Source organism: Streptomyces sp. NPDC034049, assembly GCF_055575575.1.
Window position 1 is genome coordinate 307,487 of sequence record NZ_JBVISJ010000002.1, and the last position, 26,659, is coordinate 334,145.

The 26,659-nt window shown below is 73.0% G+C and carries 27 protein-coding genes; 9 read left to right on the top strand and 18 right to left on the bottom strand.

Annotated elements, in window-relative coordinates; all coding sequences use genetic code 11:
• The first annotated feature begins 57 nt into the window (after positions 1-57).
• The gene (locus tag ACZ52C_RS06185) at positions 58-717 is read left to right on the top strand and encodes a DUF1003 domain-containing protein (RefSeq protein ID WP_469074153.1); all 660 of its coding nucleotides are present in this window, start codon (positions 58-60) and stop codon (positions 715-717) included.
• A 43-nt stretch (positions 718-760) separates the two neighbouring features.
• Positions 761-1,894: an Mrp/NBP35 family ATP-binding protein gene (locus tag ACZ52C_RS06190; protein WP_469073640.1), complete on the top strand. Its 1,134-nt coding sequence runs from the start codon at positions 761-763 to the stop codon at positions 1,892-1,894.
• Between the two features lie 141 nt (positions 1,895-2,035).
• Here ACZ52C_RS06190 and ACZ52C_RS06195 read toward each other — a convergent pair whose 3' ends face one another.
• The 5 genes from ACZ52C_RS06195 to sigE all read right to left on the bottom strand — a co-directional run bounded on the left by ACZ52C_RS06195 (position 2,036) and on the right by sigE (position 8,000).
• Entirely contained in the window at positions 2,036-2,707 is a 672-nt protein-coding gene (locus ACZ52C_RS06195; RefSeq protein WP_469073641.1) for a hypothetical protein, read from the bottom strand.
• Between the two features lie 233 nt (positions 2,708-2,940).
• Positions 2,941-3,399, bottom strand: a complete 459-nt coding sequence (locus tag ACZ52C_RS06200; protein ID WP_469073642.1) for a sec-independent translocase — start codon at positions 3,397-3,399, stop codon at positions 2,941-2,943.
• Between the two features lie 257 nt (positions 3,400-3,656).
• A complete protein-coding gene (locus ACZ52C_RS06205; protein ID WP_469073643.1) occupies positions 3,657-5,951 on the bottom strand; it encodes a S1C family serine protease in 2,295 nt (764 codons plus the stop codon).
• A 142-nt stretch (positions 5,952-6,093) separates the two neighbouring features.
• Positions 6,094-7,287 (bottom strand): anti-sigma factor family protein, encoded by a 1,194-nt coding sequence (locus tag ACZ52C_RS06210; RefSeq protein WP_469073644.1) that lies wholly within the window; start codon positions 7,285-7,287, stop codon positions 6,094-6,096.
• Positions 7,284-8,000: an RNA polymerase sigma factor SigE gene (gene sigE / locus ACZ52C_RS06215; RefSeq protein WP_469074154.1), complete on the bottom strand. Its 717-nt coding sequence runs from the start codon at positions 7,998-8,000 to the stop codon at positions 7,284-7,286. The genes ACZ52C_RS06210 and sigE overlap by 4 nt, the downstream gene beginning before the upstream one ends.
• 270 nt (positions 8,001-8,270) lie before the next feature.
• Between sigE and ACZ52C_RS06220 the strand changes: the two genes are divergently transcribed.
• Positions 8,271-8,972, top strand: coding sequence for an O-methyltransferase (locus ACZ52C_RS06220; RefSeq protein ID WP_469074155.1), 702 nt, complete (start codon positions 8,271-8,273; stop codon positions 8,970-8,972).
• Positions 8,973-9,086: 114 nt separating this feature from the next.
• On the opposite strand, the gene ACZ52C_RS06225 is transcribed toward ACZ52C_RS06220, so the two are convergent.
• Complete coding sequence (locus ACZ52C_RS06225; RefSeq protein WP_003966491.1) at positions 9,087-9,254, bottom strand: DUF3117 domain-containing protein; 168 nt, start codon at positions 9,252-9,254, stop codon at positions 9,087-9,089.
• Positions 9,255-9,633: 379 nt separating this feature from the next.
• On the opposite strand from ACZ52C_RS06225, the gene chcB reads away from it, so the two are divergent.
• A complete protein-coding gene (gene chcB, locus ACZ52C_RS06230; RefSeq protein WP_469073645.1) occupies positions 9,634-10,425 on the top strand; it encodes a 2-cyclohexenylcarbonyl CoA isomerase in 792 nt (263 codons plus the stop codon).
• A gap of 130 nt (positions 10,426-10,555) precedes the next feature.
• Here the strand turns inward: chcB and ACZ52C_RS06235 are convergent, their stop codons facing one another.
• Positions 10,556-11,143, bottom strand: a complete 588-nt coding sequence (locus tag ACZ52C_RS06235) for a DNA-3-methyladenine glycosylase I (protein ID WP_469073646.1) — start codon at positions 11,141-11,143, stop codon at positions 10,556-10,558.
• The gene (locus ACZ52C_RS06240) at positions 11,140-11,490 is read right to left on the bottom strand and encodes a DivIVA domain-containing protein (RefSeq protein ID WP_192333120.1); all 351 of its coding nucleotides are present in this window, start codon (positions 11,488-11,490) and stop codon (positions 11,140-11,142) included. The genes ACZ52C_RS06235 and ACZ52C_RS06240 overlap by 4 nt, the downstream gene beginning before the upstream one ends.
• A gap of 119 nt (positions 11,491-11,609) precedes the next feature.
• On the opposite strand from ACZ52C_RS06240, the gene folP reads away from it, so the two are divergent.
• Positions 11,610-12,470, top strand: a complete 861-nt coding sequence (gene folP / locus ACZ52C_RS06245; protein WP_469073647.1) for a dihydropteroate synthase — start codon at positions 11,610-11,612, stop codon at positions 12,468-12,470.
• A 151-nt stretch (positions 12,471-12,621) separates the two neighbouring features.
• On the opposite strand, the gene ACZ52C_RS06250 is transcribed toward folP, so the two are convergent.
• On the bottom strand, positions 12,622-13,380 hold the full coding sequence (locus tag ACZ52C_RS06250) for an LOG family protein (RefSeq protein WP_469073648.1): 759 nt from the start codon (positions 13,378-13,380) through the stop codon (positions 12,622-12,624).
• A 104-nt stretch (positions 13,381-13,484) separates the two neighbouring features.
• Entirely contained in the window at positions 13,485-14,564 is a 1,080-nt protein-coding gene (gene dapE / locus ACZ52C_RS06255) for a succinyl-diaminopimelate desuccinylase (RefSeq protein WP_469073649.1), read from the bottom strand.
• Positions 14,565-14,763: 199 nt separating this feature from the next.
• On the opposite strand from dapE, the gene ACZ52C_RS06260 reads away from it, so the two are divergent.
• Entirely contained in the window at positions 14,764-15,702 is a 939-nt protein-coding gene (locus ACZ52C_RS06260; protein WP_469073650.1) for a VldE C-terminal domain-containing protein, read from the top strand.
• A 314-nt stretch (positions 15,703-16,016) separates the two neighbouring features.
• Positions 16,017-16,430: an ATP-binding protein gene (locus tag ACZ52C_RS06265; protein WP_086803772.1), complete on the top strand. Its 414-nt coding sequence runs from the start codon at positions 16,017-16,019 to the stop codon at positions 16,428-16,430.
• A gap of 59 nt (positions 16,431-16,489) precedes the next feature.
• Here ACZ52C_RS06265 and ACZ52C_RS06270 read toward each other — a convergent pair whose 3' ends face one another.
• On the bottom strand, positions 16,490-17,590 hold the full coding sequence (locus ACZ52C_RS06270; protein WP_469073651.1) for a bifunctional succinyldiaminopimelate transaminase/glutamate-prephenate aminotransferase: 1,101 nt from the start codon (positions 17,588-17,590) through the stop codon (positions 16,490-16,492).
• 131 nt (positions 17,591-17,721) lie between these two features.
• Entirely contained in the window at positions 17,722-18,039 is a 318-nt protein-coding gene (gene fdxA, locus ACZ52C_RS06275; RefSeq protein WP_005480604.1) for a ferredoxin, read from the bottom strand.
• 140 nt (positions 18,040-18,179) lie between these two features.
• On the opposite strand from fdxA, the gene ACZ52C_RS06280 reads away from it, so the two are divergent.
• The gene (locus ACZ52C_RS06280; RefSeq protein WP_469073652.1) at positions 18,180-19,280 is read left to right on the top strand and encodes a GNAT family N-acetyltransferase; all 1,101 of its coding nucleotides are present in this window, start codon (positions 18,180-18,182) and stop codon (positions 19,278-19,280) included.
• Positions 19,281-19,297: 17 nt separating this feature from the next.
• The gene (locus ACZ52C_RS06285) at positions 19,298-20,149 is read left to right on the top strand and encodes a transglutaminase-like and tetratricopeptide repeat-containing protein (RefSeq protein WP_469073653.1); all 852 of its coding nucleotides are present in this window, start codon (positions 19,298-19,300) and stop codon (positions 20,147-20,149) included.
• 131 nt (positions 20,150-20,280) lie between these two features.
• Here the strand turns inward: ACZ52C_RS06285 and ACZ52C_RS06290 are convergent, their stop codons facing one another.
• From ACZ52C_RS06290 to ACZ52C_RS06315, 6 genes are all read right to left on the bottom strand, one after another.
• The gene (locus ACZ52C_RS06290; RefSeq protein WP_045559115.1) at positions 20,281-20,895 is read right to left on the bottom strand and encodes a response regulator transcription factor; all 615 of its coding nucleotides are present in this window, start codon (positions 20,893-20,895) and stop codon (positions 20,281-20,283) included.
• Positions 20,892-22,067 (bottom strand): sensor histidine kinase, encoded by a 1,176-nt coding sequence (locus tag ACZ52C_RS06295; protein ID WP_469073654.1) that lies wholly within the window; start codon positions 22,065-22,067, stop codon positions 20,892-20,894. Before ACZ52C_RS06295 ends, ACZ52C_RS06290 begins: the two co-directional genes overlap by 4 nt.
• Positions 22,064-22,804 carry an ABC transporter permease gene (locus ACZ52C_RS06300; protein WP_469073655.1) on the bottom strand — a complete coding sequence of 247 codons (741 nt, stop codon included), beginning with the start codon at positions 22,802-22,804 and terminating at the stop codon, positions 22,064-22,066. The genes ACZ52C_RS06295 and ACZ52C_RS06300 overlap by 4 nt, the downstream gene beginning before the upstream one ends.
• On the bottom strand, positions 22,801-23,745 hold the full coding sequence (locus ACZ52C_RS06305; protein ID WP_469073656.1) for an ABC transporter ATP-binding protein: 945 nt from the start codon (positions 23,743-23,745) through the stop codon (positions 22,801-22,803). Before ACZ52C_RS06305 ends, ACZ52C_RS06300 begins: the two co-directional genes overlap by 4 nt.
• Before the next feature lie 166 nt (positions 23,746-23,911).
• On the bottom strand, positions 23,912-26,062 hold the full coding sequence (locus ACZ52C_RS06310; RefSeq protein ID WP_469073657.1) for a hypothetical protein: 2,151 nt from the start codon (positions 26,060-26,062) through the stop codon (positions 23,912-23,914).
• Between the two features lie 160 nt (positions 26,063-26,222).
• A complete protein-coding gene (locus ACZ52C_RS06315; protein ID WP_469073658.1) occupies positions 26,223-26,654 on the bottom strand; it encodes a DUF6113 family protein in 432 nt (143 codons plus the stop codon).
• Between the last annotated feature and the right edge of the window lie 5 nt (positions 26,655-26,659).

The following is a 26,659-nucleotide window of genomic DNA, read 5'->3' on the forward strand; positions in this document are numbered from 1 at the left end:
GCCCGCGAAGGGCGCGGGGGGCGGCCCGCAGGACGTGACGGGCGGGACGGGCGGCACATCGGGCGCGAAGGGCGGCACCCGGGGCGGGAGCGGGCGCACTCCGGCGCGGGCCCCCGGGAGCGCACGACGCCCTCCGGCGCTCCCCTGAGGGAACGCACGCCCTCCGGGGCCACCGCGCGCCCGCGTACACGTCTCGACCAGCCGCTGCCGCGCCGGGCCAGGTTCCTGCCGGAATGGGACCCGGAGGCCTTCGGGCGGCTGTCGGAGCGGATCGCGCGGTTCCTGGGCACCGGGCGGTTCATCGTCTGGATGACGGTCGTCATCATCCTCTGGGTGGTGTGGAACGTCTCCGCCCCGAGCGACCTGCGCTTCGACAACTACCCCTTCATCTTCCTCACCCTGATGCTCTCCCTCCAGGCCTCCTACGCGGCCCCGCTGATCCTGCTCGCGCAGAACCGCCAGGACGACCGCGACCGGGTCAACCTCGAACAGGACCGCAAGCAGAACGAGCGGTCGATCGCCGACACCGAGTATCTGACCAGGGAGATCGCCGCGCTGCGCATCGGTCTCGGCGAGGTCGCCACCCGCGACTGGCTGCGCTCGGAGCTCCAGGACCTGGTCAGGGAGATGCACGAGCACGACGGTGACGTCCCGCGCGGGACCCGGACCGTATTCCCGCCGGAACACGCCCGCGGACGTGACATGGGCGACCGCTGACAGGGCTCCCAGGGGCCCCGCGCAGCGCCGTACCATCGTCCTTATGGCTACGGAAGACGCGGTGCGCGAAGCACTGTCGACGGTGAACGACCCCGAGATCAACCGCCCCATCACCGAACTCGGGATGGTCAAGTCGGTGGAGATCGGCGAGGACGGAGCGGTCGCGGTCGCCGTGTACCTGACGGTCTCCGGCTGCCCCATGCGCGACACCATCACCAAGCGCGTGACGGAGGCGGTCGAGGGGGTCGAGGGCGTCACCCGCGTCGATGTCGAACTGGACGTCATGAGCGACGAGCAGCGCAAGGAACTGGCGACCGCCCTGCGCGGCGGCCAGGCCGAGCGCGAGGTCCCCTTCGCCAAGCCGGGCTCCCTCACCCGCGTGTACGCCGTCGCCTCCGGCAAGGGCGGCGTCGGCAAGTCCTCGGTGACGGTGAACCTGGCGGCGGCCATGGCGGCCGACGGTCTCAAGGTCGGTGTCGTCGACGCCGACATCTACGGCCACTCCGTGCCCCGCATGCTGGGCGCCGACGGCCTTCCCACCCAGGTCGAGAACATGATCATGCCGCCGTCGGCGAACGGCGTGAAGGTCATCTCGATCGGCATGTTCACCCCGGGCAACGCCCCGGTGGTCTGGCGCGGCCCGATGCTCCACCGCGCCCTCCAGCAGTTCCTCGCGGACGTCTACTGGGGCGACCTGGACGTCCTCCTCCTCGACCTCCCGCCGGGCACGGGCGACATCGCCATCTCGGTGGCCCAGCTGGTCCCGAACGCCGAGATCCTCGTCGTGACGACCCCGCAGCAGGCGGCGGCCGAGGTCGCCGAGCGCGCCGGTTCCATCGCCGTGCAGACCCACCAGAAGATCGTCGGCGTCGTCGAGAACATGTCGGGGCTGCCCTGCCCGCACTGCGACGAGATGGTCGACGTGTTCGGCACGGGTGGCGGGCAGACCGTCGCCGACGGCCTCACCCGCACCACCGGCGCCACGGTCCCGGTCCTCGGCTCCATCCCCATCGACGTCCGCCTCCGTGAGGGCGGAGACGACGGCAAGCCGGTGGTCCTGAGCGACCCCGACTCCCCCGCGGGCTCGGCCCTGCGGGCCATCGCGGGCAAGCTGGGCGGCCGCCAGCGGGGCCTGTCGGGCATGAGCCTGGGAATCACCCCGAGGAACAAGTTCTAGGGCGCCTGTCGCAGCCGGGGGCGGCCTCTCGGGGGCGCGGGGAACCGCGCGACGAGCCACGCCGCACAGCGGCCCCCGAGCCGCCCGAGCCTGCACGGCTTCGAAGGGCACCGCCGCACCACACGGCGGTGCCCTTCACCGTCACGCGTACGCCTCGACGTCCTTGATCACGGCGAACCCCAGACCGTACGCGCTCATCCCGCGCCCGTACGCCCCCACATGCACCCCCTGCGACGTCGACCCCGCGAGCACCCACCCGAACTCGGACTCGCGGTAGTGGAACGGCGTCGGCACGCCGTCCACCGGCAGGGACAGGGTCGTCCAGTCGGGCCCGGCGAGATCGTCGGCCAGCACCCACGCGGCCTCGGTCTGCTGGTCCAGCCAGTCGTCCCGCAGGGAGTGGTCCAACTGCCCGGGCCAGGTGAAGGACAGCAGCCCCACACCCGCGAGCCACGCCGCCGAGGAGACCGACGTGGCCTCCAGCAGCCCCGTACCGTCGGCGCTCCTGCGGGACGGGTTCTCCGCGACGGTCACCACGACCGCGAACCGCTCCTTGACCTCGTCGTCCGACCCTGCGGTGTACTCGTTGCGCACCGAGGGCTCGTCACCGTGGCCGATCGAACCGTGCTCGACGGCTCCTTCCGCCGACGTACCGACCTGCATCAGCCAGCGCGGTCCCGTGAAGGCCTCGTCGAGGCCGTACCACGGGAAGGGCGCCAGCAGGTAGCCGTCGACCGTGCGTCGGGCGGAGGGGAGCTGTTGTCCACCCTCCGCGGCCGACGCCTGCGCGCCTACCCGACTCGTCGTCTCCATGTGCCCGGACGCCTCCTCGCTCTCGACGGACCGGAGCGGCCCGGCCCCCTCGGGCGTCGCTCGCTCTTCCTACGGTCCGCACAACAACTGGGCAGCATAGCCACAGCTCTCCGAGCAGCAGGGAAAGCGCCCGGCGCGTAGGACGGCGTACCGGCGGGTTCGGGCCGTACGAGGGTGCGTGACGGTATGAATCGCATCACGTAGGGGGGCGCGGCAGCACACCGGCGTACGACTCAGGTGGCGTCCATGTCGTACGGCGGACGCTCTTCGAGTTCGCGCTTCTTCGTCATGTCGACCGAGCCGCCGGCCGCACCCGAGGAGGAGCCACCGGAGGAGTCCGAGGAGGAGCCGGACGAGGAGGACTCGGACTCACGGCCGTGGACCGCGTCCGTGAGCTCGGCCATCTCCTTCTTCAGGTCGAAGCCGTTGCGGATCTCCTTCAGCCCCAGCTCGTCGTTGTCCAGCTGCTTGCGGATGAACGTCTTGGGGTTGAGGTCCTCGAACTCGAAGTCCTTGAACTCCGGTCCGAGTTCGTTGCGGATGTCCGCCTTGGCGCTGTCCGAGAACTCGCGGATCTTGCGGATGGTCCGCGTGACGTCCTGGATCACCTTCGGGAGCTTGTCCGGACCGAAGACGAGCACGGCGAGGACGACGAGCGTCACCACCTCGAGCGCACCTATGTCATTGAACACCTGAAGCTCCTTGCGATGTCCTCGGTCCCGATCCGCGGGCCTCGGCAGGTCTTCCGTGGTCCGGGCCGGATCCACGGTACCCGGCGATCCCGCCGATCCGGTACCTTCGGGCCGCTTCCGACCGTGCCCGAAGGACGGGTTTTCCCAGCTGTTTGCCTGGCAGGAGGGGGTGCGGGGCCCCTCCTGTGAAGTTGGTGTCAGTGGATCCCGCCGTCGTGGCCGCGCCGTCGTGGCCGCCGGGGACGCCGGGGACACGGTCAGTCGCCGCCGGACGAGCCGAGGGTGAGGGTGAGCGTCCGCTCCCTGCCGTTCCGCAGGAGGGTGAGCTCCAGGCGGTCGCCGGGCCGGTGCGCGCGGACCTTGACGATCAGTTCGTTGCCGGAGTGGACACGCTGGCCGTCGACCTGGGTGATGACGTCGCCCGCGCGCATGCCCGCCCGGTCGGCGGGACCGCCCGGGGTCACCCCGGAGCCGTCGCCGTCGCCCTCGTCGCCGATGCGGGCGCCGTCACCGGAGTAGTCCATGTCGAGGGTGACCCCGATGACCGGGTGGGTGGCCTTGCCGGTGTTGATCAGCTCCTCGGCGACGCGCTTGCCCTGGTTGATGGGTATCGCGAAGCCCAGTCCGATGGAACCGGCCTGCCCGCCCTCCGACTCGGAGCCGCTGCCGGCGGAGCGGATGGCGCTGTTGATACCGATCACACGGGCCTTGCCGTCGAGGAGCGGGCCTCCGGAGTTGCCCGGGTTTATCGGCGCGTCGGTCTGCAGCGCGTCCACGTACGACACATCGCTGACGTCGCCGCTCTCGCCGCCGGCCGTGATGGGCCGCTCCTTGGCGCTGATGATGCCGGAGGTGACGGTGTTGGCCAGGTCGAAGGGGGCACCGATGGCGACGACCGGGTCGCCGACCCGGACCTCCTCGGAGTTGCCGAGGGGCAGCGGTTTGAGTCCGCGGACGCCGGAGACCCTGACCACGGCAAGGTCGTAGCCGGTGTCCCGGCCGACGATGGTGGCCTTGGCCGTCTCACCGCCGCTGAAGGTCACCGATATCTCGCCGTCGCTGCCGGCGGGGTCGACGACATGGTTGTTGGTGAGGATGTGGCCACGCTCGTCGAGCACGAATCCGGTGCCGGTGCCCTGCGCGCTGTCCCCACTGACGTGCAGGGTCACGACGCTGGGCAGCGCGCTGGCGGCGATCCCGGCGACGCTGTCGGGCGCCCGGCCCGTCACCCCGTCGCTGGCCTGCGGCAGCTCGATGGCCCCGACTCCGCCGTTGCGCTCCAGGTACGCGCCCACGACTCCGCCGATGCCGCCGGCCACCACGGCGATCAGCAGGGCCCCGACCACGAGCGTCCTGCCCCTGCGCCGGCGCCGCCGCGCCGCGTCGTCCACCGCGGCCCCGTTCTGTTGCAGCGATCCCGACCCGGCCCACGGGTCGTAGTTCTGCCAGGGCCCCGGCGAACCGGGCGGCGACTGCCCGGGCTCGGCGAAGGCTCCCGGCGAGGGCTGCGCGGCCTGGGCACCGCCCGCGTACGGGGGCGGGACCGGCTGCGCCGAGTCCCCGAAGGGCGGCGGTCCCGGCTGGGACGGATACGCGTACGAGGCGCCGGGAGGCTGGGATGTGTCGGGGTAGGGCGCGGCGGCGGGCCGGGCCGCGTCCGGGAAGGAAGCCGCGGCGGCGGCCGGTACGGCGGTGCCGTGGGCCGGAGTCACCGGCGTGCTCGTGTCGGCATACCCGGGAGCGGCGGTCGCGGGCGCCCCGGCCGGTGCCGGCTCCCCCGCGACCGGGTGCGCGTCGTGTGCCGCTGTCGCCGGCTGGACGTTCGTGCCGGGGGCGGAGGCGGTCGCCGGATGCTGGAACGGCGGAGCGGGCGCCCAGGGGCCGGGCTCGCCGTACGGCGGGGTGCCGTAGGGATCGGGGTCGTGCAGCGGCTTGGGGCGCCCAGAGGGCCCTTCAGGGGCGCTCAGGGCACCCTGCTGACCCGAGGGCCGAGCGTCGGTGACCACGGCGGCGCCCACGACCGTGGTCGCGGCGGTGCCGGGGGCCGCGGCAGCGCCGGTACCGACCCCGTCGGTGTCGACCGACGAACCGTCGGTCCCCGTCGGCGAGTTCGCCCCGCCCTCGGCGTCGTGCCCCGCGTTCCTCGCGCTCGGCCGTTCCAGTTCGAAGTCGCCGTCCGAGCCGGACGAAGCCGCGGCGACCGGGCGAGCCAGTTCGAAATCGGAGCCGGAACCGGCCTCGGCCTCGCCTTCGCTCTCGATGCGGGAGTCGCTCCCGATGCGGGAGTCGGTCCCGATGCGGGAGTCGGTCCCGGCGACGGCCGGTGCCGTCGCCGTCACCGTTGCCGGGCGTTCCAACTCGAAGTCGCCCTCGGGGTTTTCCGCACGCGCCGCGCCCGCGGACAGCCCGAGGGCGTCCACAGTCCCAGTCCCGGCGGACTCTGCGGAATCAGCGGTGCCGACCGGGCCCGTGTCCCCCGTCGTCTCGCCCCCCGCGCCGTGCGCCCGGGGGCGGCTCCACCACTTCGCCTTCGTGGGCTTCCCCTCGTTCATGTTCTCCCCACACCTGGGGCCTGTCCCGAGGACCGGCCCGACGCCCACCGTTCACCGAGTGCCGCGAGCCGGAACCGGCCCGAGCGGACACGGCCCACTCTGGATTCAACCAGGTTCGCGGGCCGGCGCGCAGGCCTCGGGGTCAGCGGAGGACGGGCGAGGTGGGTGTGGGGGACGAGGTGGTGTCGGGCGCCGTCAGCAGGCCGGGGCCGGCGAGTTCGGAGGCCGAGGGCCAGTCGGTCAGCTGCAACGGTGGCGCGTCGGTGAGCGGACGTATGAGCGGCGACATGACGGCCGCACCGGCCAACACGGGTGCGGTCAGCGGGTGTACGGACCGACGGTCCTGGCCGGCCGGGGCGGGGACCCCGGGCAGCAGGGGGGCGGAGATCTCCGTCGGGGCGACGGGCGCGTTGCCCAGGGACTGCTGGCCCTGTCCGAGCAGCGGGCCGACGGCTCCCCGGCGGCGCTGTGCCTCGGGCGTCGGGACCGTGCCGGCCGGGGTCCGCAGCGGGGTGACGTTGCTCCCGGCGCCGGAACCGCCCCGGGCGTCCGCCGTCTCGACGGGCATGCCGTTGGTCACACCGCCGAGGGCGATCGCGGCCAGCGACACGGCTCCCGCCGCGACGAAGGCGAACCGCATACCGCGCGAGGCGGAACGCTCCGCCTCCTGCCGGCCCACGTCATGGATCCGGAAACCGCGGTCGCGTGTGACCCCTCTGTCGTGCCGGTCGTCCCTGTCGCCGGTGGTTCTCTCCTCCCGGTCCGGACGCTCGTCCGCACCGCCGGAGAGGCCGCGTCCGCCGCCCAGGAGGCCACGGTCGCCCAGCGCTCCACGGCCGCTCAGGAAACCCCGGTCACCGAGGAACCCACGGCCGCCGGACGCCCCACGGCCGCCACCGAGCAGCCCGCGGCCCTCCGACGGCGTCAGCGCGCCGCCGTGTGGTCCCGACGGGACGTACCCGAAGGAGTCGCCGGAGCCGAAGACCCCGAAGTCGGCGAAGTCCCGGGAGTCGGAGGGGGCACCGGGCAGACCCGGCCCTCCGGCCGTGCCTCCGAGTCTTCCGCCGAAGCCACCGGACAGCGGTGAGCCGCCGTCGCCGCCCGCCGGGAGCATCTGGAGCCGGGCCAGGAAACTCTCGGAGGGGGGCGGCGGGGCGGCCTCCGCGAAGACGTTCTTCAGACGGCGCTGCTCGTCCGCCTCCGACTTGCACTTCGCGCAGGTGGCGAGATGTGCCAGGACGCGGTCGCGCGCCTCATGACCGAGCTCTCCGTCGACCAGGGCGGAGAGACGGTCTCCCAGGTGCTGCTCGGCAGGCGTAGGACGGGATCCACTCACGCGGTCGCGCCCCCTCCTCCCAGCACGGCCACCCGGGGCACCGCGAACCCGCGACGCTGCTCGGCCCGGGCCTCCGGGGAGCGGTGCGCGAGGGCCTTGCGGAGCTGGGAGCGGCCGCGGTGGATCCGGGAGCGGACCGTGCCGAGCTTGACGCCCAGGGTCGCGGCGATCTCCTCGTACGAGAGTCCTTCGATGTCGCACAGGACGACGGCGGCGCGGAACTCGGGTGCCAGGGTGTCGAGGGCCTGCTGGACGTCGGCGTCGAAGTGCGCGTCGTTGAAGATCTGCTGCGGGGTGGGCTCGCGGCTGGGCAGGCGCTCGGCCGCGTCGTCCCCGAGGGAGTCGAAGCGGATGCGCTGCTTGCGCCGGACCATGTCCAGGAAGAGGTTGGTGGTGATGCGGTGCAGCCAGCCCTCGAAGGTGCCGGGCGTGTAGGTCGACAGGGAGCGGAAGACGCGGACGAAGACTTCCTGGGTGAGGTCCTCGGCGTCGTGCTGGTTGCCGGTCAGACGGTAGGCGAGCCGGTAGACGCGGCCGCTGTGAGTGCTGACGATCTCCTCCCAGGTGGGCGGAGTCCACGCCTGTGCGTGCGCGTCCGTGGTGAAGGTCGCGGTCTGTGCTCCGCCCGAGGCGGAAGCGTCGGCGTGGCTGTGGTCAGCGGTGTCGTTCACGGATTTCGGCCTGCCTGCCGATCCGAGAAAGCGCCGCAGCACTCCTCCCCGATCCACATGCGCAGCCGCACCTCCCCTGTCGGCTCTGGTGGTGTCCAGTGGAGCCCCTACCATAGCCACCTCGCCCGTTAGCTCCGGATAAGCGGTTTTATAAGAAATTGCTGTACGCCGGTGGGGCACGTCCTGCTGATGCGGCCCCTGTGGCTTGGTCAGCAGGCGCGTCGATGCGCGCCCCTGCTCGTCGGACCGATCCATCCCGTGCCCCCCGTCGCGGCCCCCGTCACTCACTCATCCCTTTAAACGACCGGTCCCATCAGCAGGTTCCCGACGGCAACGGATACAGTCACGCCCAGGCAACCACGGGGACATAAGGAGAGGGTCATTACCGGCAACCGGCTGACGAGCTGGGCGTTCGCCGACGCCTTTGTCGCCGAGGACGAGGCGCTGCGCTGGGCCCGTGAACGGGCCCGGGAGGCAGGGCTGCGCTCGGTGTCGCCCGGCACGGGCGCCGCGCTGCGGGTGCTCGCCGCCACCGTGGACGCGAAGGCGGTGGCGGAGATCGGGACCGGCACCGGTGTCTCCGGGATCCATCTGCTGCACGGCATGCGGCCCGACGGGGTGCTGACCACCGTGGATCCGGAGCCGGAGCACCAGCAGTTCGCCCGGCAGGCGTTCCGCGCGGCCGGCTTCGCCAGCAACCGCGCGCGCTTCATCCCGGGCCACGCCCTGGACGTGCTGCCCCGGCTCGCGGACTCCGGGTACGACCTGGTCTTCTGCGACGGCGACCGGCTGGAGTGCCTCGACTACCTCGCTGAATCGTTGCGCCTGCTCAGACCCGGTGGCCTCGTCGCCTTCGAGGGTGTCTTCGCCAGTGGCCGGACGGTGGACTCCAACCCCCAGCCCACCGAGGTCATACGCCTGCGGGAGCTGCTGCGCACGGTCCGGGAGAGCCCCGAGCTCGTGCCGTCCCTGCTCCCGGTGGGCGACGGCCTGCTGTGCGCCGTCAAGCGCTGAGCGGCCGCCCGCGATCCGACCGGCCCCCCGCTCACACCCCTGGCACGACAGCGCCCCGGCACCGCCGGGTGCGGCGGTGCCGGGGCAACTGAAAGGGTATCGTCGCTACGCGCGTCAGCCGACGACCTTCTTGAGGGCATCTCCGAGGGCGTCGGCCTCGTCAGGGGTCAGCTCGACGACGAGCCGACCGCCGCCTTCGAGCGGAACGCGCATGACGATGCCCCGCCCCTCCTTGGTCACCTCGAGCGGGCCATCGCCCGTCCGCGGCTTCATGGCCGCCATGCTCGTACCCCTTCCTGAAACCAGCTCATCGCCAAGCCGACGGCCCGGGAGGGCAGGCGCGGGCCCACCTGGGGACACGCGACACCGGCATCGAACACATTGCTTCCAGGCCATTATCCCGCATCTCATGACCCGATGACCAACATCGGTCGGCATCGCTTGGGCAACGCGCGCGAGCAAAACCACCCAATTCGGCGGTGTGACTGCGATACTGCGCCACCCCTCGGTCCGGGGTGGGCGCTCGCCCATTGGTGATTCTTTGACGCAGGTCACACGTCCGGGCCCGGCCGTCACCCGTGAACTCCGCCATGCTGTGCTGTGACGAGGGCGTACTGACCAGTACGCCGCCTGCCGAAGCGACACCGGAGGGGAAACCGCCATGGCCGACACCGTGCTCTACGAGGTGCGCGACGGACTCGCGACGATCACGCTCAACCGCCCCGAGGCGATGAACGCGCTGAACATCGCGACGAAGGTGGCGCTGCGGGAGGCCGTGGAGGAGGCCGCCGGGGACGACGCGGTGCGGGCGGTGCTGCTGACGGCCGCCGGGGAGCGGGCGTTCTGTGTGGGCCAGGACCTCAAGGAGCACATCGGGCTGCTGATCGAGGACTCGGGGCAGGTCATGAGCACGGTCAAGGAGCACTACAACCCCGTGGTGAAGGCGCTCACGAGCATGGCGAAGCCGGTGGTGGCCGGGGTGAACGGGGTGGCGGCCGGTGCCGGTCTGGGGTTCGCGCTCGCCGCGGACTACCGGGTGGTCGCCGACACGGCCTCCTTCAACACGTCCTTCGCCGGGGTGGCGCTCACGGCCGACTCCGGGGTCTCGTGGACCCTGCCGCGGGTGATCGGCCCCGGCCGGGCCGCCGATCTGCTGCTCTTCCCGCGCAGCATCAAGGCGCAGGAGGCGTACGAGCTGGGGATCGCCAACCGGATCGTCCCCGCGGCCTCGCTGCACACGGCGGCCGAGGAAGTGGCCCGGATGCTGGCCGAGGGGCCGACCGTGGCGTACGCGGCGATCAAGGAGGCGGTGGCGTACGGCTTCACCCACTCGCTGGCCGAGACGCTGGAGAAGGAGGACGAACTCCAGACCCGGGCGGGTGCCTCGGAGGACCACCAGATCGCGGTGCGGGCGTTCGTGAACAAGGAGACCCCCAACTACCTGGGGCGGTGACGATCCACCGGAGCGGAGCCGGCCGGTGCGGAGCCGGCCGGTGCGGAGCCGGCCGGTGCGGAGCCGGCCGGTGCGGAGCCGGCCGGTGCGGAGCCGGCCGGTGCGGAGCCGGCCGGTGCGGGGCGTGGATCTAGGGGGCGCTCCTGGCGACGCATGTCTCCAAGTGGTCGTTCACCAGGCCGCACGCCTGCATCAGGGCGTACGCCGTCGTCGGGCCGACGAAGCGGATGCCCCGCTTCTTCAGCGCCTTGGAGAGGGCCGTGGACTCGGGGGTGACCGCCGGGACGTCCGCGAGGGTTCTCGGAGCCGGGCGGGTCGCCGGGTCGGGGGCATGGGACCAGATGAGTTCGTCCAGCTCGCCGGCGGTCCAGGTGGACAGCTCGCGGGCGTTGGCGACGGTGGCCTCGATCTTGGCGCGGTTGCGGATGATGCCGGGGTCGGCGAGGAGACGCTCCCGGTCGGCCTCGGTGAACAGGGCGACCGAGGCGATCTCGAAGTCGGCGAAGGCGGCGCGGAAGCCCTCGCGGCGGCGCAGGATGGTGATCCAGGAGAGGCCGGACTGGAAGGCCTCCAGGCAGAGCCGCTCGTACAGCGCGTCGTCGCCGTGGACCGGGCGGCCCCACTCCTCGTCGTGGTACGCCACGTAGTCCTCGGTGGACAGGGCCCAGGGGCAGCGCAGCGCGCCGTCGGAGCCGGGCAGGGCGGTGCCGTCGCTCACCGGCGGTCGCCCTCCTCGGGCTTGTGCAGCGAGGTCGTGGTGGCCGCGCGGGCGCCCGCGAGCGCGGACTCCAGGTCGGCGATCCGGGCGTCCCGCTCGGCGATCTCGGCGCTGAGCCGGCCGAGGGCGTCGTCCACGTCCACCATGCGGTAGCCGCGGACGGCGACCGGGAAGCGGAGTGCCTCGACGTCCGCGCGGTTGACCGGGCGGTCCGCCGGCAGCGGGTCCCGGAGCCGCTCGCCCACGGCCTCCGGCAGCACGGCGTTGTCACCGCCGCCGACCACCGCGAGCGTCACCGCGGCGACCACGACGGCGAGCGCGACGACCAGGAACAAGAACATGAACATCGCTGGGTCCCCTCGAGTGTGTTCGGCTCCGATCGTGCCATGGGAGTCTGACAGTTAAGGTCGCAGGCGGTCGGGCAGGCCCGGCGATCGACGGGACGTACTGGGAGAGGGCACAGCGGATGCTCAGGCTGGGCAAGCGGGAATTCGGGCCGCACGAGCCGGTGATCATGGCGATCGTGAACCGGACGCCGGACTCCTTCTACGACCAGGGGGCCACCTTTCGCGACGAGCCGGCGCTCGCGCGCGTGGAGCAGGCGGTCGCCGAGGGCGCGGTCATCGTCGACATTGGCGGCGTGAAGGCCGGGCCCGGGGAGGAGGTGACCGCGGCGGAGGAGGCGCGGCGGACCGTGGGGTTCGTCGCGGAGGTGCGGCGGCGGTTTCCCGACGTGATCATCAGCGTCGACACCTGGCGGCACGAGGTGGCTGAGGCCGTGTGCGAGGCGGGGGCGGATCTGCTCAACGACGCGTGGGGCGGGGTCGATCCCCGGCTCGCGGAGGTCGCGGCGCGGTACCGGGTGGGACTGGTGTGCACGCACGCGGGTGGGGCTCAGCCGCGTACGCGGCCGCATCGGGTCGAGTACGACGACGTGATGGCCGACGTGCTGCGGGTGACCGTGGGGCTGGCGGAGCGGGCGGTGGCGTTGGGCGTGCCGCGGGAGTCCGTGCTGATCGATCCGGGGCACGACTTCGGCAAGAACACGCGACACAGTCTGGAGGCGACGCGGCGGCTGGGCGAGATGGTCGCCACGGGGTGGCCGGTGCTGGTGTCGCTGTCCAACAAGGACTTCGTGGGCGAGACGTTGGACCGGCCGGTGAAGGAGCGGGTGGTGGGGACCTTGGCGACCACGGCTGTCTCGGCCTGGTTGGGGGCTCAGGTGTACCGGGTGCATGAGGTGGCGGAGACTCGGCAGGTGGTGGAGATGGTGGGAGCGATCGCGGGGTGGCGGGGGCCTGCCGTTGCCCGGCGGGGGCTCGCCTGATTCTTTTTCGCCCCCGCCGCCCCTACCCGTCCCGTCCACCAGGGGCTGCGCGCCCCTTCGACCCCCGCGTCAAAGACTTCGGGGCTCCGCCCCGGACCCCGTTCGCGCAGTTCCCCGCGCCCCTTGAGGGCGCGGGGTGGGCATCCGCGAGTTACCTGCCCGCCTCCTTCGAGACCAGCGCGACCGCCTCGTCGACGTCGTCCGTGACGTGGAAGAGGGTCAGGTCCTTCTCCGCCGCCTTGCCCTGGGCGATCAGGGTGCTGGTGAGCCAGTCGACCAGTCCGCTCCAGTAGGACTCGCCGAAGAGGACGATGGGGAAACGGGTGACCTTCTGGGTCTGGACGAGGGTGAGGGCCTCGAAGAGTTCGTCGAGGGTGCCGAGGCCGCCGGGCAGCACCACGAACCCTTGCGCATACTTCACGAACATCATTTTTCGGACAAAGAAGTAGCGGAAGTTGAGGCCGATGTCGACGTACGGGTTGAGGCCCTGTTCGAAGGGGAGCTCGATACCGAGGCCGACGGAGGTGCCGCCCGCTTCCAGGGCACCCTTGTTGGCGGCCTCCATCGCACCCGGGCCGCCGCCGGTGATGACGGCGAAGCCGGCCTCCACCAGGCCGCGGCCGAGCCGGACGCCCGCCTCGTACTCGGGTGAGTCGGTGGGCGTGCGGGCCGAGCCGAAGACGCTGATGGCGGGCGGGAGTTCGGCGAGGGTGCCGAAGCCCTCGATGAACTCGGACTGGATGCGCAGGACCCGCCAGGGGTCGGTGTGGACCCAGTCCGAGGGACCGCCCGCGTCCAGCAGCCGCTGGTCCGTGGTGCTCGCCTGAACCTGGCCGCGTCTGCGCAGCACCGGTCCGAGCCGCCGCTCCTCGGGTGGCTGCTTCTTGCCCTCGGGGTTGCCGGTCGCCATGTCCGCTCCCTCCGCCGTGCTGGTGGTTCACCTCAGCGTAGATCCATACGGGTTACGGACGGGGGACCTCAGCGTGTCCGGCGCGATCCGCCGCGCCGGACATCTCACGCCGTCAGCCAGGACCTCAGCCGCTCCTCACCCGTCAGGATCTTCGCCGCCTCCACGCGTTCGTCGCGCCGGTGCGCCAAGTGCGGGTTGCCGGGGCCGTAGTTGACGGCCGGGACACCGAGAGCGCTGAAGCGGGAGACGTCCGTCCAGCCGTACTTGGGCTGGGCGGTGCCGCCGACGGCCTCGATGAACGCCGCGGCCGCCGGGTGGGACAGACCGGGCAGCGCGCCGGGGCTGTGGTCGTCGACGGTGAAGTCCTCGACCCCGCAGTCGGCGAAGACCTCGCGGACGTGGGCGATGGCCTCCTCCTCGCTGCGGTCGGGCGCGTAGCGGAAGTTGACCGTCACGACGCACGCGTCGGGGATGACGTTGCCGGCGACGCCGCCGGAGATGCCGACCGCGTTGAGGCCCTCGCGGTACTCCAGGCCGTCGATCACCGGGTACCGCGGCTCGTAGGACGCCAGCTTCGCCAGGATGGGGGCCGCCGCGTGGATGGCGTTGGAGCCCATCCAGCCGCGCGCGGAGTGGGCGCGCTCGCCCTTGGTCGTCAGCAGGACCCGCAGGGTGCCCTGGCAGCCGCCCTCGACCTCGCCGTCCGTGGGCTCCAGGAGGACCGCGAAGTCGCCCTCGAGCCACTCGGGGTGGGCCTCGGAGACGTGCTTCAGGCCGTTCAGGTCCGCGGCGACCTCCTCGTTGTCGTAGAAGACGAAGGTCAGGTCACGGTTGGGGGCCGGGACCGTGGCCGCGATGCGCAGCTGGACCGCGACGCCGGACTTCATGTCGCAGGTGCCGCAGCCCCACAGGACGCCGTCCTCGTCGAGGCGGGAGGGGACGTTGTCCGCGATCGGCACGGTGTCGATGTGGCCGGCCAGGATCACGCGCTCGGCGCGGCCCAGGTTCGTACGGGCGACGATGTTGTTGCCGTACCGGTCGACCGTGAGGTGCGGCAGGGCGCGCAGGGCGGTCTCGATCGCGTCCGCGAGGGGCTTCTCGGTGCCGCTCTCGGAGGGGAAGTCGACGAGCTGCGCGGTCAGCCGCGCGGCGTCCAGCGTGAGGTCAATCGGGGTCTCGGCCATGTCCCCGACCCTAACGCGCCCCCGGGACCGGACCGCCGGGCACGTGGATCCGGTCACTTCCGCATCCCCGTTCACATCTCTGTTCACAACTCCTGCACGAGCGCCATTACTCTCCAGTACCTTGGACGGCGTGTCGCAGCCGTACCCCTTCCCCCCAGGTCCCCGCCCCCGCCGTCGCGGCCGTCGCGTGCTGCAGTTCATGGCGGCCTTCGTCGTGCTCGCCGCGATCGGGGCGTATCTCACCGTGCAGTACCTGACCGGGGGGAACGGCACGCCGCGGTGCGTGGTCGTGTCCGGGTCGGGCGACGGGGAGTCGTACGAGTTCACACCCGAGCAGGCGGCCAACGCGGCGACGATCTCGGCGGTCGGCACCTCGCGCGAGCTGCCCGAGCGGGCCGTGACGATCGCGCTGGCGACCGCCCTGCAGGAGTCGAGCCTGCGCAACATCGCCCACGGCGACCGGGACTCGCTCGGCCTGTTCCAGCAGCGGCCGTCGCAGGGCTGGGGCACCGAGCAGCAGATCCAGGACCCGGTCTACGCGGCGGGTGAGTTCTACGAGCACCTCGTCAAGGTCGACGGCTATGAGCGGCTGCCGCTGACCGTGGCCGCGCAGCGCGTGCAGCGCAGCGGCTACCCGGAGGCGTACGCCAAGCACGAGCCCGACGCCACGCTGCTCGCCGCCGCGCTGACCGGGCGGTCGGCGGCCACGCTGACGTGCGAGGGGCGCCGGGAGACCACCGGCACCGGCACCGCCGCCACGGGCGGCCCGGACGCCGTGCGCAGCGCGCTCGCCCGGGACTTCGGGGACGACGCGTTCGAGTCGGCCGCGGCGGTGGTCCGCTCCGAGGGCGGCGCGTCCGCCGCGGCGAGCGCGACGCCGAGTCCGAGCGTCTCCCCCGTCGCCGGCACCGTGATCATCCCCCTGGACGGCAAGGACGCGGACCGGGACCGGCAGCGCGGCTGGGAGCTGGCGCACTGGGCCGTGGCCAACTCCTCCCGGCTCGGGGTCGAGCGCGTCTCGTACGCGGGCCGCGAGTGGGTCGCCGAGGGCCGGGCCGGTGCGTGGCGCCAGGCCCGGGGGGCGGCGGGCGGTGCGGCGGGCTCCTCCACCGAGGTCCGAATCGTCACTGGACAGTAGGCCGCACGGCTCACCCGTGCGGGGGAGGCGACGGAGCGTCGGGTGGACGGGGTGGGCGGGATCTCCCCTGCTCACCCCCGGTGCGCGGAATCCGTTGGGAGCACAGGGCCGTAAGGATTCAGCAGACCGGTCGCAGCGGGTGGCGTTTGTCCGATTGGATCCCCATTTGATCATGCGACGCATTGCGAACTCTTTACGTCCGGGCGCCGCAACCTTCCAAGGCTTCGAGCGGTAGTCACTGCGTCCGAGCCCGGAACGGTCAACTCCCGGGCGTGGTCGGACACTTCCACGTTCTCTTCCGTCAAAGGAGCACCATGTCCCTCCCCCTGACCCGCCGGATCGCCCGTGCCGCGCTGCTCACCGCAGCGGGAGCGGCCTCCGTGGTCGGTGCGGCCGGCTCCGCGAGTGCGGCACCCGAACTGCCGGCCACCCCGAACCTCGGCGGTCTGTCCGCCGTGGACGGGGCGAACGCGGGTAGCACCGTGGACGGCGCGACGCAGAACGTCACCGGGGTCGCGAGCGACGCCGGCACCAAGGCGGCCAAGCAGACGCTGCCGACCGTGAGCAAGACCGGCGGGAAGGCCGTCAAGACGACGACGCCCGTCGCGCAGAAGGCCGCCGGGGAGACCGCCGGGTCCGCCGGCACCGTTCTGGGCGACACCACCAAGACGGCGACGAAGGGTGGCCTGCCGACGGGCCAGCTGCCGGCCAAGAGCCCGCTCGGCTGACCTGCCGTACGTCGAAGGGGCCCGGGGAACTCCCCCGGGCCCCTTCGACGTCGTGTGTCCTACGCCCGGGACAGGCGCTCCACCCCTGCCGCCACGCGCTCGTCCGTCGCCGTGAAGGCCACGCGGACGTGGTGGTCGCCGGCGGTGCCGTAGAAGTCGCCGGGGGCCACCAGGATGCCGAGGTCGGCGAGGTGGGCGACGGTGGTCCAGCAGGACTCGCCCCGGGTGGCCCAGAGGTAGAGGCTCGCCTCGCTGTGTTCGATACGGAAGCCGTGCGCGACCAGGGCCTCGCGGAGGGCCGTGCGCCGGGCGGCGTAGCGGACGCGCTGCTCCTGGACGTGGGTGTCGTCCCCGAGGGCGGCGACCACGGCGGCCTGGGTGGGGGCCGGGGTCATCATGCCGCCGTGCTTGCGGATCTGCAGAAGCGGACCGAGGACGTCCGGGTCGCCGGCGAGGAAGGCCGCGCGGTACCCCGCCAGGTTGGAACGCTTGGAGAGGGAGTGGACGGCGACGATGCCCTCGTACGAGCCGCCGTTGACGTCCGGGTGGAGGACCGAGACGGGGTCGGCCTCCCAGCCCAGCTCCAGGTAGCACTCGTCGGAGAAGATCAGGATGCCGTGCGAGCGGGCCCACGCCACGATCCGGGTCAGCTCGTCCTTGGAGAGCACCTTGCCCGTGGGGTTGGACGGCGAGTTCAGCCAGAGGAGCTTCAGGCCGGCCGGGTCCAGGTCCGTCGGGTCGTCGTAGACCTCGTGGTCCGCGCGGGCGAGCCGGGCGCCCACCTCGTACGTCGGGTAGGCCAGGCGCGGGTACGCGACCCGGTCGCCGGGGCCGAGGCCGAGCTGGGCGGGGAGCCAGGCCACCAGTTCCTTGGAGCCGACGATCGGCAGGACGTGGCTGTGGGTCACGTCCCGGGCGCCGAGACGCCGCTCCAGCCAGCCCGTGATCGCGTCGCGCAGTCCGACGGTGCCCCAGACGGTCGGATAGCCCGGCGAGTCCGCCGCCGCGACCAGCGCTTTCTGGATCAGGTCGGGCACCGGGTCGACGGGAGTGCCGACGGACAGGTCGACGATGCCACCGGGGTGCGCGGCGGCCTTCGCCTTGTACGGCTCCAGCTTGTCCCAGGGGAAGGTGGGAAGGCGGTCGCTGACTGCGGACACGGGATCTGGCTCACTTTCTCACTGGCGAACGCCCCGGCCCCGTACGGCGATCATGCTGATCGGGCGTACGGGACCGGGGCGGCGCGGATGCGGGCCGCCGGGACTCGGCCCCAGGGCCCGCGGCGTCGCTCTCAGGCCTGCGGCGGGAGTGCGGCGACGAAGGGGTGGTCGCGCTCGATCAGACCGAGCTTGCTGGCACCACCGGGCGAGCCGAGCTCGTCGAAGAACTCGACGTTCGCCTTGTAGTAGTCCTTCCACTCCTCCGGGGTGTCGTCCTCGTAGAAGATCGCCTCGACCGGGCACACCGGCTCGCAGGCGCCGCAGTCGACGCATTCATCCGGGTGGATGTAGAGGGACCGCTGCCCCTCGTAGATGCAGTCGACCGGGCACTCCTCGATGCACGCCTTGTCCTTGACGTCGACACAAGGCTGCGCGATGACGTAGGTCACGCTGTCGTTCCTCCTCGATAGGGCGCTGGCGGGCCTCCTCAGGCTCCGCCGCCTGGCGCGCGGGAGCGCGGCGTCGTCGATGCCCGCACCTAGTATCTCCGTTCCGGGGCGTGATCCGAACAGGAGGGGTGGACAGACCTGTGGAAATCTCTGCCGGTGGACGGCTCGAGATCCGTGTCTCTGCTGCTGACGTGGGCAAACGCGTGTCCGTGCGCTGCCTCGCCGACGCTGTCGCCGGGGGTGGGAAATTCACCGACACGGTTGGTGTTCTCACATCATGGGACGGCGGTGTCCTGTTGATCACCCGCCGGAACGGGGAGCGGGTACGGATCGAGGAGACCTCGCTGGTCGCGGGGAAGGTCGTGCCCGCCGCCCCGGCCCGTCGGCGCGGCCCCGCCGCCTCGTACGAGGAGTTGGCGCGGGTCGCCGCGCGGGCCTGGCAGCCGATCGAACGGGAGCGGCTCGGCGAGTGGGAGCTGCGAGCCGCCGCCGGCTTCACCCGGCGCGCCAACTCGGTGCTGCCGGCGGGCGACCCCGGAATGCCCCTGGACGACGCGCTGACCGCCGTACGCGGCTGGTACGCGGCCCGCGGGCTGCCCGCCTTCCTCCAGCTGGCCACGGGCGCCGAGGGGACGCAGGAGCTGCTGTGCGCGGAGGTGGCGGACCGCGGCTGGGTGCGTGAGGTGACCGCCGAGCTGTGGATCGGCGCGCTCGCGCCGGTCGCGGACCGGGAAGGGGCCGGGGTCGAGCTGTCGCGCACGGCGGACGAGGCGTGGCTCGGCCGCTACCAGCGCAAGGGGCTCGGCGAGGTCGCGCTGAAGGTGCTCGGGAGCGGGCCGTCGGTGTGGTTCGCGACCGTGCCGGGGGCCGGGGACGCGGGTCCCGCCGCCATCGGGCGGTGTGTCGTGGACGGGCGGTGGGCCGGTTTCGCGGCCGTCGAGGTCGATCCGGCCCAGCGGCGGCGGGGGCTCGCGACGACCGTGATGGCCGCGCTGGCCCGGCGGGCGCTGGACGAAGGGGCCTCGGCGGGGTGGCTCCAGGTGGAGACGGACAACGCGGGGGCGCGGGCGCTGTACGGGGGGATGGGGTTCGCGGCGCACCACGCGTACCACCACTACCGGGAGCCCGGGGGCGCGAGCCGCGGTGGTGACGCCGAGTCCGGTGCGGGTGCCGGCTCAGGTGCCGGTTCGGAGGCCGATTCCGGTGCCGGTGCCGGTTCCGTGTCGGGCGGGTCGTCGTGAGCGGGCATCACCCCGCCGTGCCGGCGCCGTTTCCCCCCGAGCCGGAGCGGGCGGCCGAGGTCCGGCGGCGGTTCGCGCAGGAGGCGCGGGCCGAGCGGCCCGACCTGGCCCTGCTGTGTCTGCTGGTGGGGGCCGCGGGCGACGGGACGCTGGACGACGCGGGCGTCGACGCCGCCGAGATCGAGCTCGACCGGCTGGCCGGGCTGATGCCGTACCGGCCGGGCACGCCGCGCGCGTGGGCGGTCGCGGCGGCCGAACTGCTCGGCGAGCGGTACGGGTTCCGGGGGGCCGCCGGGGACTACCAGCGGCTGGAGTCGTCGCTGCTGCACCAGGTGCTCGAACGGCGGCGGGGGTTGCCGATCCTGTTGTCCGTGGTGTGGATGGAGGTGGCCCGGCGGGCGGGTGCGCCCGTGTACGGGGTCGCGCTGCCGGGGCACTTCGTGGTGGGGTTCGGGCCCCGCGAGGGGCAGGTCCTCGCCGATCCGTTCGACGGAGGGCGGGTGCTGAGCGGGAGCGACGCGGAGTTGCTGGTGGCCGGGGCGACGGGGGCCGCGCTGGACCCCTCGGTGCTGAGCCCCGCCGATCCGCTCGACGTGGTGGTGCGGGTCCTCAACAACGTGCGGGCGTGGGCGGCGGCGCGGCCCGAGCGGACGGATGTGGCGTTGTGGGCGCTGGAGTTGTCGCTGGCGATGCCTTCGCATCCGGGGCGGTTGCGGTACGAGTGGGCGCGGTTGCTGGTGCAGCGGGGGGAGTTCGTGCGGGGTGCCGCCGCGTTGGAGGAGTACGCGGAGGTCGTGGCCGGGGTGGATGCCGGGGCCGCCGAGAAGATGCGCAGGCAGGCGGAGGCGGCTCGGGCTCGGCTGAACTGAGGGCGTCTCGGACACCGAGGGGACTGAGGGCGCCTCTTCGCCGTGGGACACCTCCTGGCGGGCGGGTGCGGGTGCGTCGCGGCTGGTCGCGCGGTTCCCCGAGCCCTGGCTCCTCCGCAGCCCGTCGGCGGTTACAACCACCCCTTCTCCCGTGCCGTTCTGACCGCCTCCGTCCTGTTTCTCACCGCCAGTTTGTGGATCGCCGTCGACAGGTAGTTGCGGATCGTGCCCTGGGAGAGGTGCAGGGCCTCGGCCAGTTCCGCGTTGGTCGAGCCGTCGGCCGCCGCGCGCAGCACCTCGCGTTCGCGGTCGGTCAGCGGGTTCGCGCCCTCGGCCAGGGCCGCTGCCGCGAGCGTCGGGTCGATGACCCGCTCGCCCGCGAGGACCCTGCGGACCGCGTCCGCGAGTCGGGCGGCGGGGGCGTCCTTGACCAGGAAGGCGTCGGCGCCGGCCTCCATGGCGCTGCGGAGGTAGCCGGGGCGGCCGAAGGTGGTGAGGACGACCAGCTTCACCGCCGGGAGGGCCCGGTGGACCTCGGCGGCCGCCTCGATGCCCGTCGCGCCCGGCATCTCGATGTCGAGGAGGGCCACGTCGACGGCGTGGGCGCGGGCGGCCGGCAGGACCTCGTCGCCGCGGGCGACCTGGGCCACGACCTCGATGTCGTCCTCCAGGCCGAGCAGGGCGGCCAGGGCCTCGCGGACCATGGACTGGTCCTCGGCGAGCAGGACCTTGATCGTGCGGGTCATGCGCCGGATCCTACGTCCGGGCCGGAGGGTGCGGCGGGGGCCCGGGCCACCAGCAGGAAACCGTGCCGGGAGCGGCCCGCCTCCAGGGTGCCGCCCACCTTCTCCAGCCGTTCGGCGAGGCCCGCGAGACCGCTTCCGGTGGTGGTGCCGGCCGGGCCGCCGGGGCTGCCCGGTCCGTCGTCGTCCACGGTCAGTTCGAGCACCGGCCCGCCGAGGGTGTGACGGCGGACGAGGTCCACCGTGCAGCGGTGGGCGCCGCTGTGCCGTACGACGTTGGTGACGGACTCGCGCAAGGCCCAGGCGAGGGCGGACTCGCTCTCCTCGGGCACGTCGGTGAGGTCGGGGTCGGCGGGCAGTTCGGGGGTGATGCCGGCCGCCGTCAACGCGTCCCGGGCGCCCGCGAGTTCCGCGCCGAGGCGGGGGCGCCGGTAGCCGGTGACGGCCTCCCGGACGTCGACCAGGGCCTGGCGGCTGACCTGTTCGATGTCGGCGACCTGCTGGGCGGCCTTGTCGGGCCGGCCGGGGAGCATCCGGCCCGCCAGCTCGCTCTTGAGCGTGATCAGGGAGAGGGAGTGGCCGAGGAGGTCGTGCAGGTCACGGGCGAGCCGCAGCCGCTCCTCGTTCGCGGCGAGCTGGGCGACCGTGGCCCTCGCCTCGCGCAGTTCCTGTGTCGTGCGGATGAGCTCGCGGACACCGGTCATGGAGAAGCCGCCGAGGAGGGCCGGGAGGAGCAGCGAGGCCAGGTAGGCCCCGCCGCCCGGTACGGCGAGGGCGGCGGCCGTGAGCAGGGCCGACACCGCCGGGATCGTGAAGCGGGCGAGCCGCAGCGGAAGGGCCGCGCCGGAGGCCACCGACACGTAGACGAAGAGGACGAGCCACTCGCGGCCGAGGGAGAGCGCGAGCACGACGGACTGGGCGGCGAGGACGGCGAGCGCGCCGAGCACCATGGGGGTGGTGTCGCGGCGGCCGGTGCGGAAGATCAGCACGAAGTACCAGGCGACGAAGGCCACCAGGCCGATCCAGCCGAGGACGACGACGCCGTCGCTGTGGCCCCCGTGCAGCAGGTCGCTGACGGGGGCGCTCAGATAGGCGAGCCAGATCCCGGTCCAGAGGAACTTGATCGCTCTCTGCCTGCGGTTCTGCGGGCGCTGCCCGAGGGGTACACCGCTCACGCCTTCAGCGTGTCCTTCCGGTAGAGCCAGGCCGCGCCGCCCGCGAACAGGGCGAAGGAGACGGCCAGGACGACGAGGTCCTCGGCGTGCGGGGCCCGGCTCTGCTCGATGGCCTGCCCCAGGGCGGCGTACGCGTGGGTGGGCACCCACCTGGCGACGGACTGGAGCCAGTCGGGGAACGTGGTCGTCGGCATCCACAGGCCGCCGAGCATCGACAGGCCGAAGTAGACGATCATCGTGATCGGGCGGACCGCGTCGCCGGAGGCGAGATAGCCGAGGGCGACGCCGAGCGCGGCGAAGACGAGGCTGCCGGCCCAGATCGCGCCGGTCAGGGCGAGCCACTGCCAGCCGTCCAGGCGCACGTCCTTCACGACGGCGGCCACCACGAAGACGATCACGATGGACGGCAGGCTGACCACGGCCGCGCTCGCGGTCTTCGCGAGGACGTAGCCGCGCCCCGGCAGCGTGGTGAGCCGCAGCTGCCGTACCCAGCCGCTCTCGCGTTCCTTGGCGATGCGTTCGCTGTTGCCCATCAGGACGGCCGTCAGGGCGCCGAAGGAGGCCATGGAGACCATCATGTACGTCGGCAGGGTCAGACCGGTGTCGCCGACCTCGTCGGTGGTGCTCGCGCTGCCCGCGATGAGCAGGAACAGCAGCGACGGGTAGAGCACCGTGAAGAACATGGACCTGCGGTTGCGCAGGGCGCGGGTGAGTTCCAGCTTGATGAGGCTGTTCACTTCGACTTCGCCTCCTCGGCGGCGGTGATCGCGACGAAGGCCTGCTCCAGTCCGAGGCCGGTGACCTCGAGGTTGCGGGGGTACACACCGAGTCCGTAGAGGGCGTGCACGGTCGCGTCGGCGTCGGAGGACTGGATGCGCACGGTACGGCCGGACACGTCGAGCGTGGTCAGGAAGGGGAGGCCGCGCAGCCGCGGCTCGTCCGGCGGGCCGTCGGGCAGGTCGAAGGTGATGCGGCGGGCGCCCGCTCTGGCCTTGATCTCGGCCGCCGTGCCGTCGGCCAGCAGGCGGCCCCGGTGCAGGACGAGCACACGGTCGGCGATGGCGTCGGCCTCTTCGAGGTAGTGGGTGGCGAAGAGGACGGTGCGGCCCCGGTCGGCCTGTTCGCGCATGGTGGCCCAGAAGGCCTGGCGGGCGGAGACGTCCATGCCGGTGGTGGGCTCGTCCAGGACGATCAGGTCGCTGTCGCCGGCCGTGGCGAGGGCGAAGCGGACCCGCTGGACCTGGCCGCCGGAGAGCTTGTGGACCTTGCGGTCGGCGATCCGGGTGACGCCGGCGCGGGCGAGCACCTCGGAGACCGGGTACGGCCTCGGGTGCAGGGCGCAGGCGAGCCGGACCAGTTCGGTGACCGTGACCTCGTCCATCAGGCCGCCGCTCTGCAGCATGGCGCCCACGCGTCCGGCGGTGATCGCCTCGCGCGGGCCGGTGCCGAAGAGGTCGATCGTGCCGCTGTCGGGGTTCCTGAGGCCGAGCAGCAGGTCGAGGGTGGTGGACTTGCCGGCGCCGTTCGGGCCCAGCAGGGCCACGGTCTCCCCCGGGTGCAGGGCGAGCGTCAGGCCGTCCACGGCCCGCACGTCGCCGTACGCCTTCGTCACATGGTCGAACCCCACCACCGCGGACCGGGTGGCGGCCTCGGTGGTCGTCGTCGTGGTCGTCGTCATGGGCACCATCGTGGGCGCGCGGGGGGTGCGGGCGGCAGTGTCGGGGGTCCACACCCCGGCATGACAGAAGTCATACCCGCGACCGTGACGGAAGGGGGCACCCGGGATGTCCCGGGTGCCCCCTCGTCGTGCCGTGCGATCCGCCCACCGGCCTTGCCGGGTGCCGCTAGCTGGGGTCCGTCTCGATGACCGCCGTGCGCTCGGTCGTGCTCTTCAGGGCCAGGCGGAGTGCGCCGTAGACGTCCTGGACGGTGACGGGGGTCTTCTCGCCGTTGCCGCGGGTGATGAGGACGCCGTCGAAGGTGCCGCCGTAGAGCTCCTTGAGCGCCTTCTCGTCGTAGGAGTCGACGAGCTTGCCGTCGACGGCCTTCACCTTCAGGAACTTCCAGAGGGAGTTCTCCGGGCTCAGCGCGATGCTGTGCGCGGCGTCGGTCTGGACGGTCACGGTGCCCGACATGGCCGGCTCCGCGAACTCCTTCATGAACCGGTCGACCTCGGCCTTGTCGACCGACGGCTCCTTGGTCGTCGTCGGCAGCTGCACCGGCGCGGCCTCGCCGGTCTCCACCTGGGTGCGGTAGGCCTCCTCGACGGCTTCGGTGGACTCGTCGACCGCGATGCCCTTGCCCGCCTTGCCGTAGACGGCGACGGCCTTGCCCGCCTCGTACTTGACGGTGCCGTCGCTCGCCGAGCCGGAGCCGCCGGCGGCGCGCTGCAGGGCGGCCCGGAGCTTCTCCTCGTCGACGGGCATGACGGGATCGACCACCCGCTCCTGGCCGAAGAGCGCGCCGATCACCGAGACCGGGTTGTAGTCGCTGACGGCGGCGGCGCTGACCGTGGCCTGCTTGTCGAACTGGAGTCCGGCCTGGTCGGGCTTGAGGGAGACGGTCTCGCCGTCGACCGTGAGCTTCAGCGCCTCGCTCGTGCTCTTGCCGAAGGCCGCGTCGAGCTTGTTGACGGCCTCGTCGCGGGTGCCGCCGCCGATGTCGACGCCGAGGACGGTGGTGCCCTTGGGGACGTCCGAGTGGTTCATCAGCAGACCGGCGCCGTAGACACCGCCGCCGAGGACGATCACCCCGCCGACGAGCAGGCCGAGCTTGCCGCGGCCCTTCTTCTTGGCCGGCTTGGCGGACTTGGTGTTCTTCGCCGGGCCGGACTTCTGCTGCGGGCCGGGGTCGGGCAGCTTCGGCGGGGTGTGCTGCACGGCGCCGTCGGGGCCGCCCGCGCCGAACGGCGGGCCCTGGGTGCCGGGGGGCACGACCGGGATGCCGCTGGTCAGGGTGTGCCCGGAGGGGTTGTCGACGAGGGGGCCGGAGCCGCCGTAGCCCGGGGTGCCCGGTTCGGGGGCGGGCCGCTGCGGGGTGAGGACCGCGGTGTCGTCGCTGATGCCGCCCCCGGGGCGGGCGTAGGCACCGGAGGCACCGGGCGCGGAGAAGTCGGCGTCGGGGGCGAAGGGGTTGCCCTGGTAGCCGGGGCCACCGGGGCCGCCCTGGCCGGGCGGCGGGCCGAGCGGGCTGTCGCCGGTGACGGGGCCGCCGGTGGGGCCGGCCGGGCCGCCGGGGCGGCCGGTGCCGTTGTCGGAGAAGTACGGCAGGTCGTCGCGCTCGGGCTTGGTGCCGGCCAGCGCGGCCGAGACGTCGAAGGAGCCGGTGCCGCCGCCGTGGCCGGGAGCGACCGGCTGACCGCCGGTGGCGCCGGGCAGCCCGGCACCCTTCGCGCCGCCGGGCCGGGAGCCGTTGCCCGCGCCGGGGCGCGGGCCGCCGGGCTGGGCGCCGGGGCCGCCGGCCATCGGGCCGGGACCGCCCGCACCGCCGGGGCGGGCGCCCGTGCCGGGGGCACCGGGAGCGGGACCACCGATCGAGCCGGTGGAGAACCCGGCGCCGTTGCTGCCGCCGGTGCTCGTGCCCCTGGCGGGGGTCGCGCCCTTGCGGGGCGCGAACCAGTCGCTGGCCGGCTTGTCGTCGGCGGGTGCGGCCGGCTCCGGCGCGGGCGGCGGGGTGTCCGTGGACACGGGCATGGCCGTGGTGCCGGTGGTCTCCGACTCCGACCCGCCGTCGTCCGCGGCGCCCTCGCCGTCGGTGACCGGCTTGCGGACGACGACCGGCGGGATGGGGCGCGAGCCGGGGATGTTGATCCGGACCCGCGTCGTCAGCGTGGTCTCGGTCTTGGGTCCGTCCGGCCGCTCGCCGGCGGCCGACCGGGCCGCCTCGGCACCGGCCTCGGTGGCCATGGGCGTGCCGTACGGCGGTGTCCCCGACGGGTACGCGGTGCTGCCGCGCCCATTGGCCCCGGAGGACGAAGTGTCAGTTTCACGACTCAAGGCAGGTTCTCCCGGTTTGCTCCGCCGCCCGTCACGACCTCAACTCAGCGGGCAGCTCGGCGGCGCGCACCACCATACTGGCCACTTCCCGCGCGTATCCCACGACCGCGTGGGAAACCCACACGGGACCCGCACCCGCACGCTACGGCGAAGTAGTACGTCACTTCCCAAGTCGGGCGTCGGACCCGGTCGGTTGCCGCCCCCGCACAAGGGTGGCGCACATCACAGCCACAGCCATGCCGCCGAGCAGGAAAAGATACGAGCCCGCTCCCGCGCCGAACAGGAAGTCCCCCTCCGGCCGGGTGGACGTCAGCAGGACGACGGCGATCATCCAGCCGGCGGCCGGCGCAACGGCCCCGGCCCGCCCGCCCGTCGCCCGGGCGCCGCCCAGGAACAGCCCGGCCGCGCCGAGCAGCGCGAGCAGCAACCCACCGGGGAACCAGGCCGCTTGGATCAGCCCGCCGGCCAGGCCGATCACGGCGCCCAGCACGAAGAGTCCCAGGTGCGCGGCGGCCCGGCCCAGCGGGGGAAACGTCAACGGCTGTGCGAGCGCGCTGCCTTGCCCGCCCGTCGGCCGGTCCTTCGCGGTCATCACCG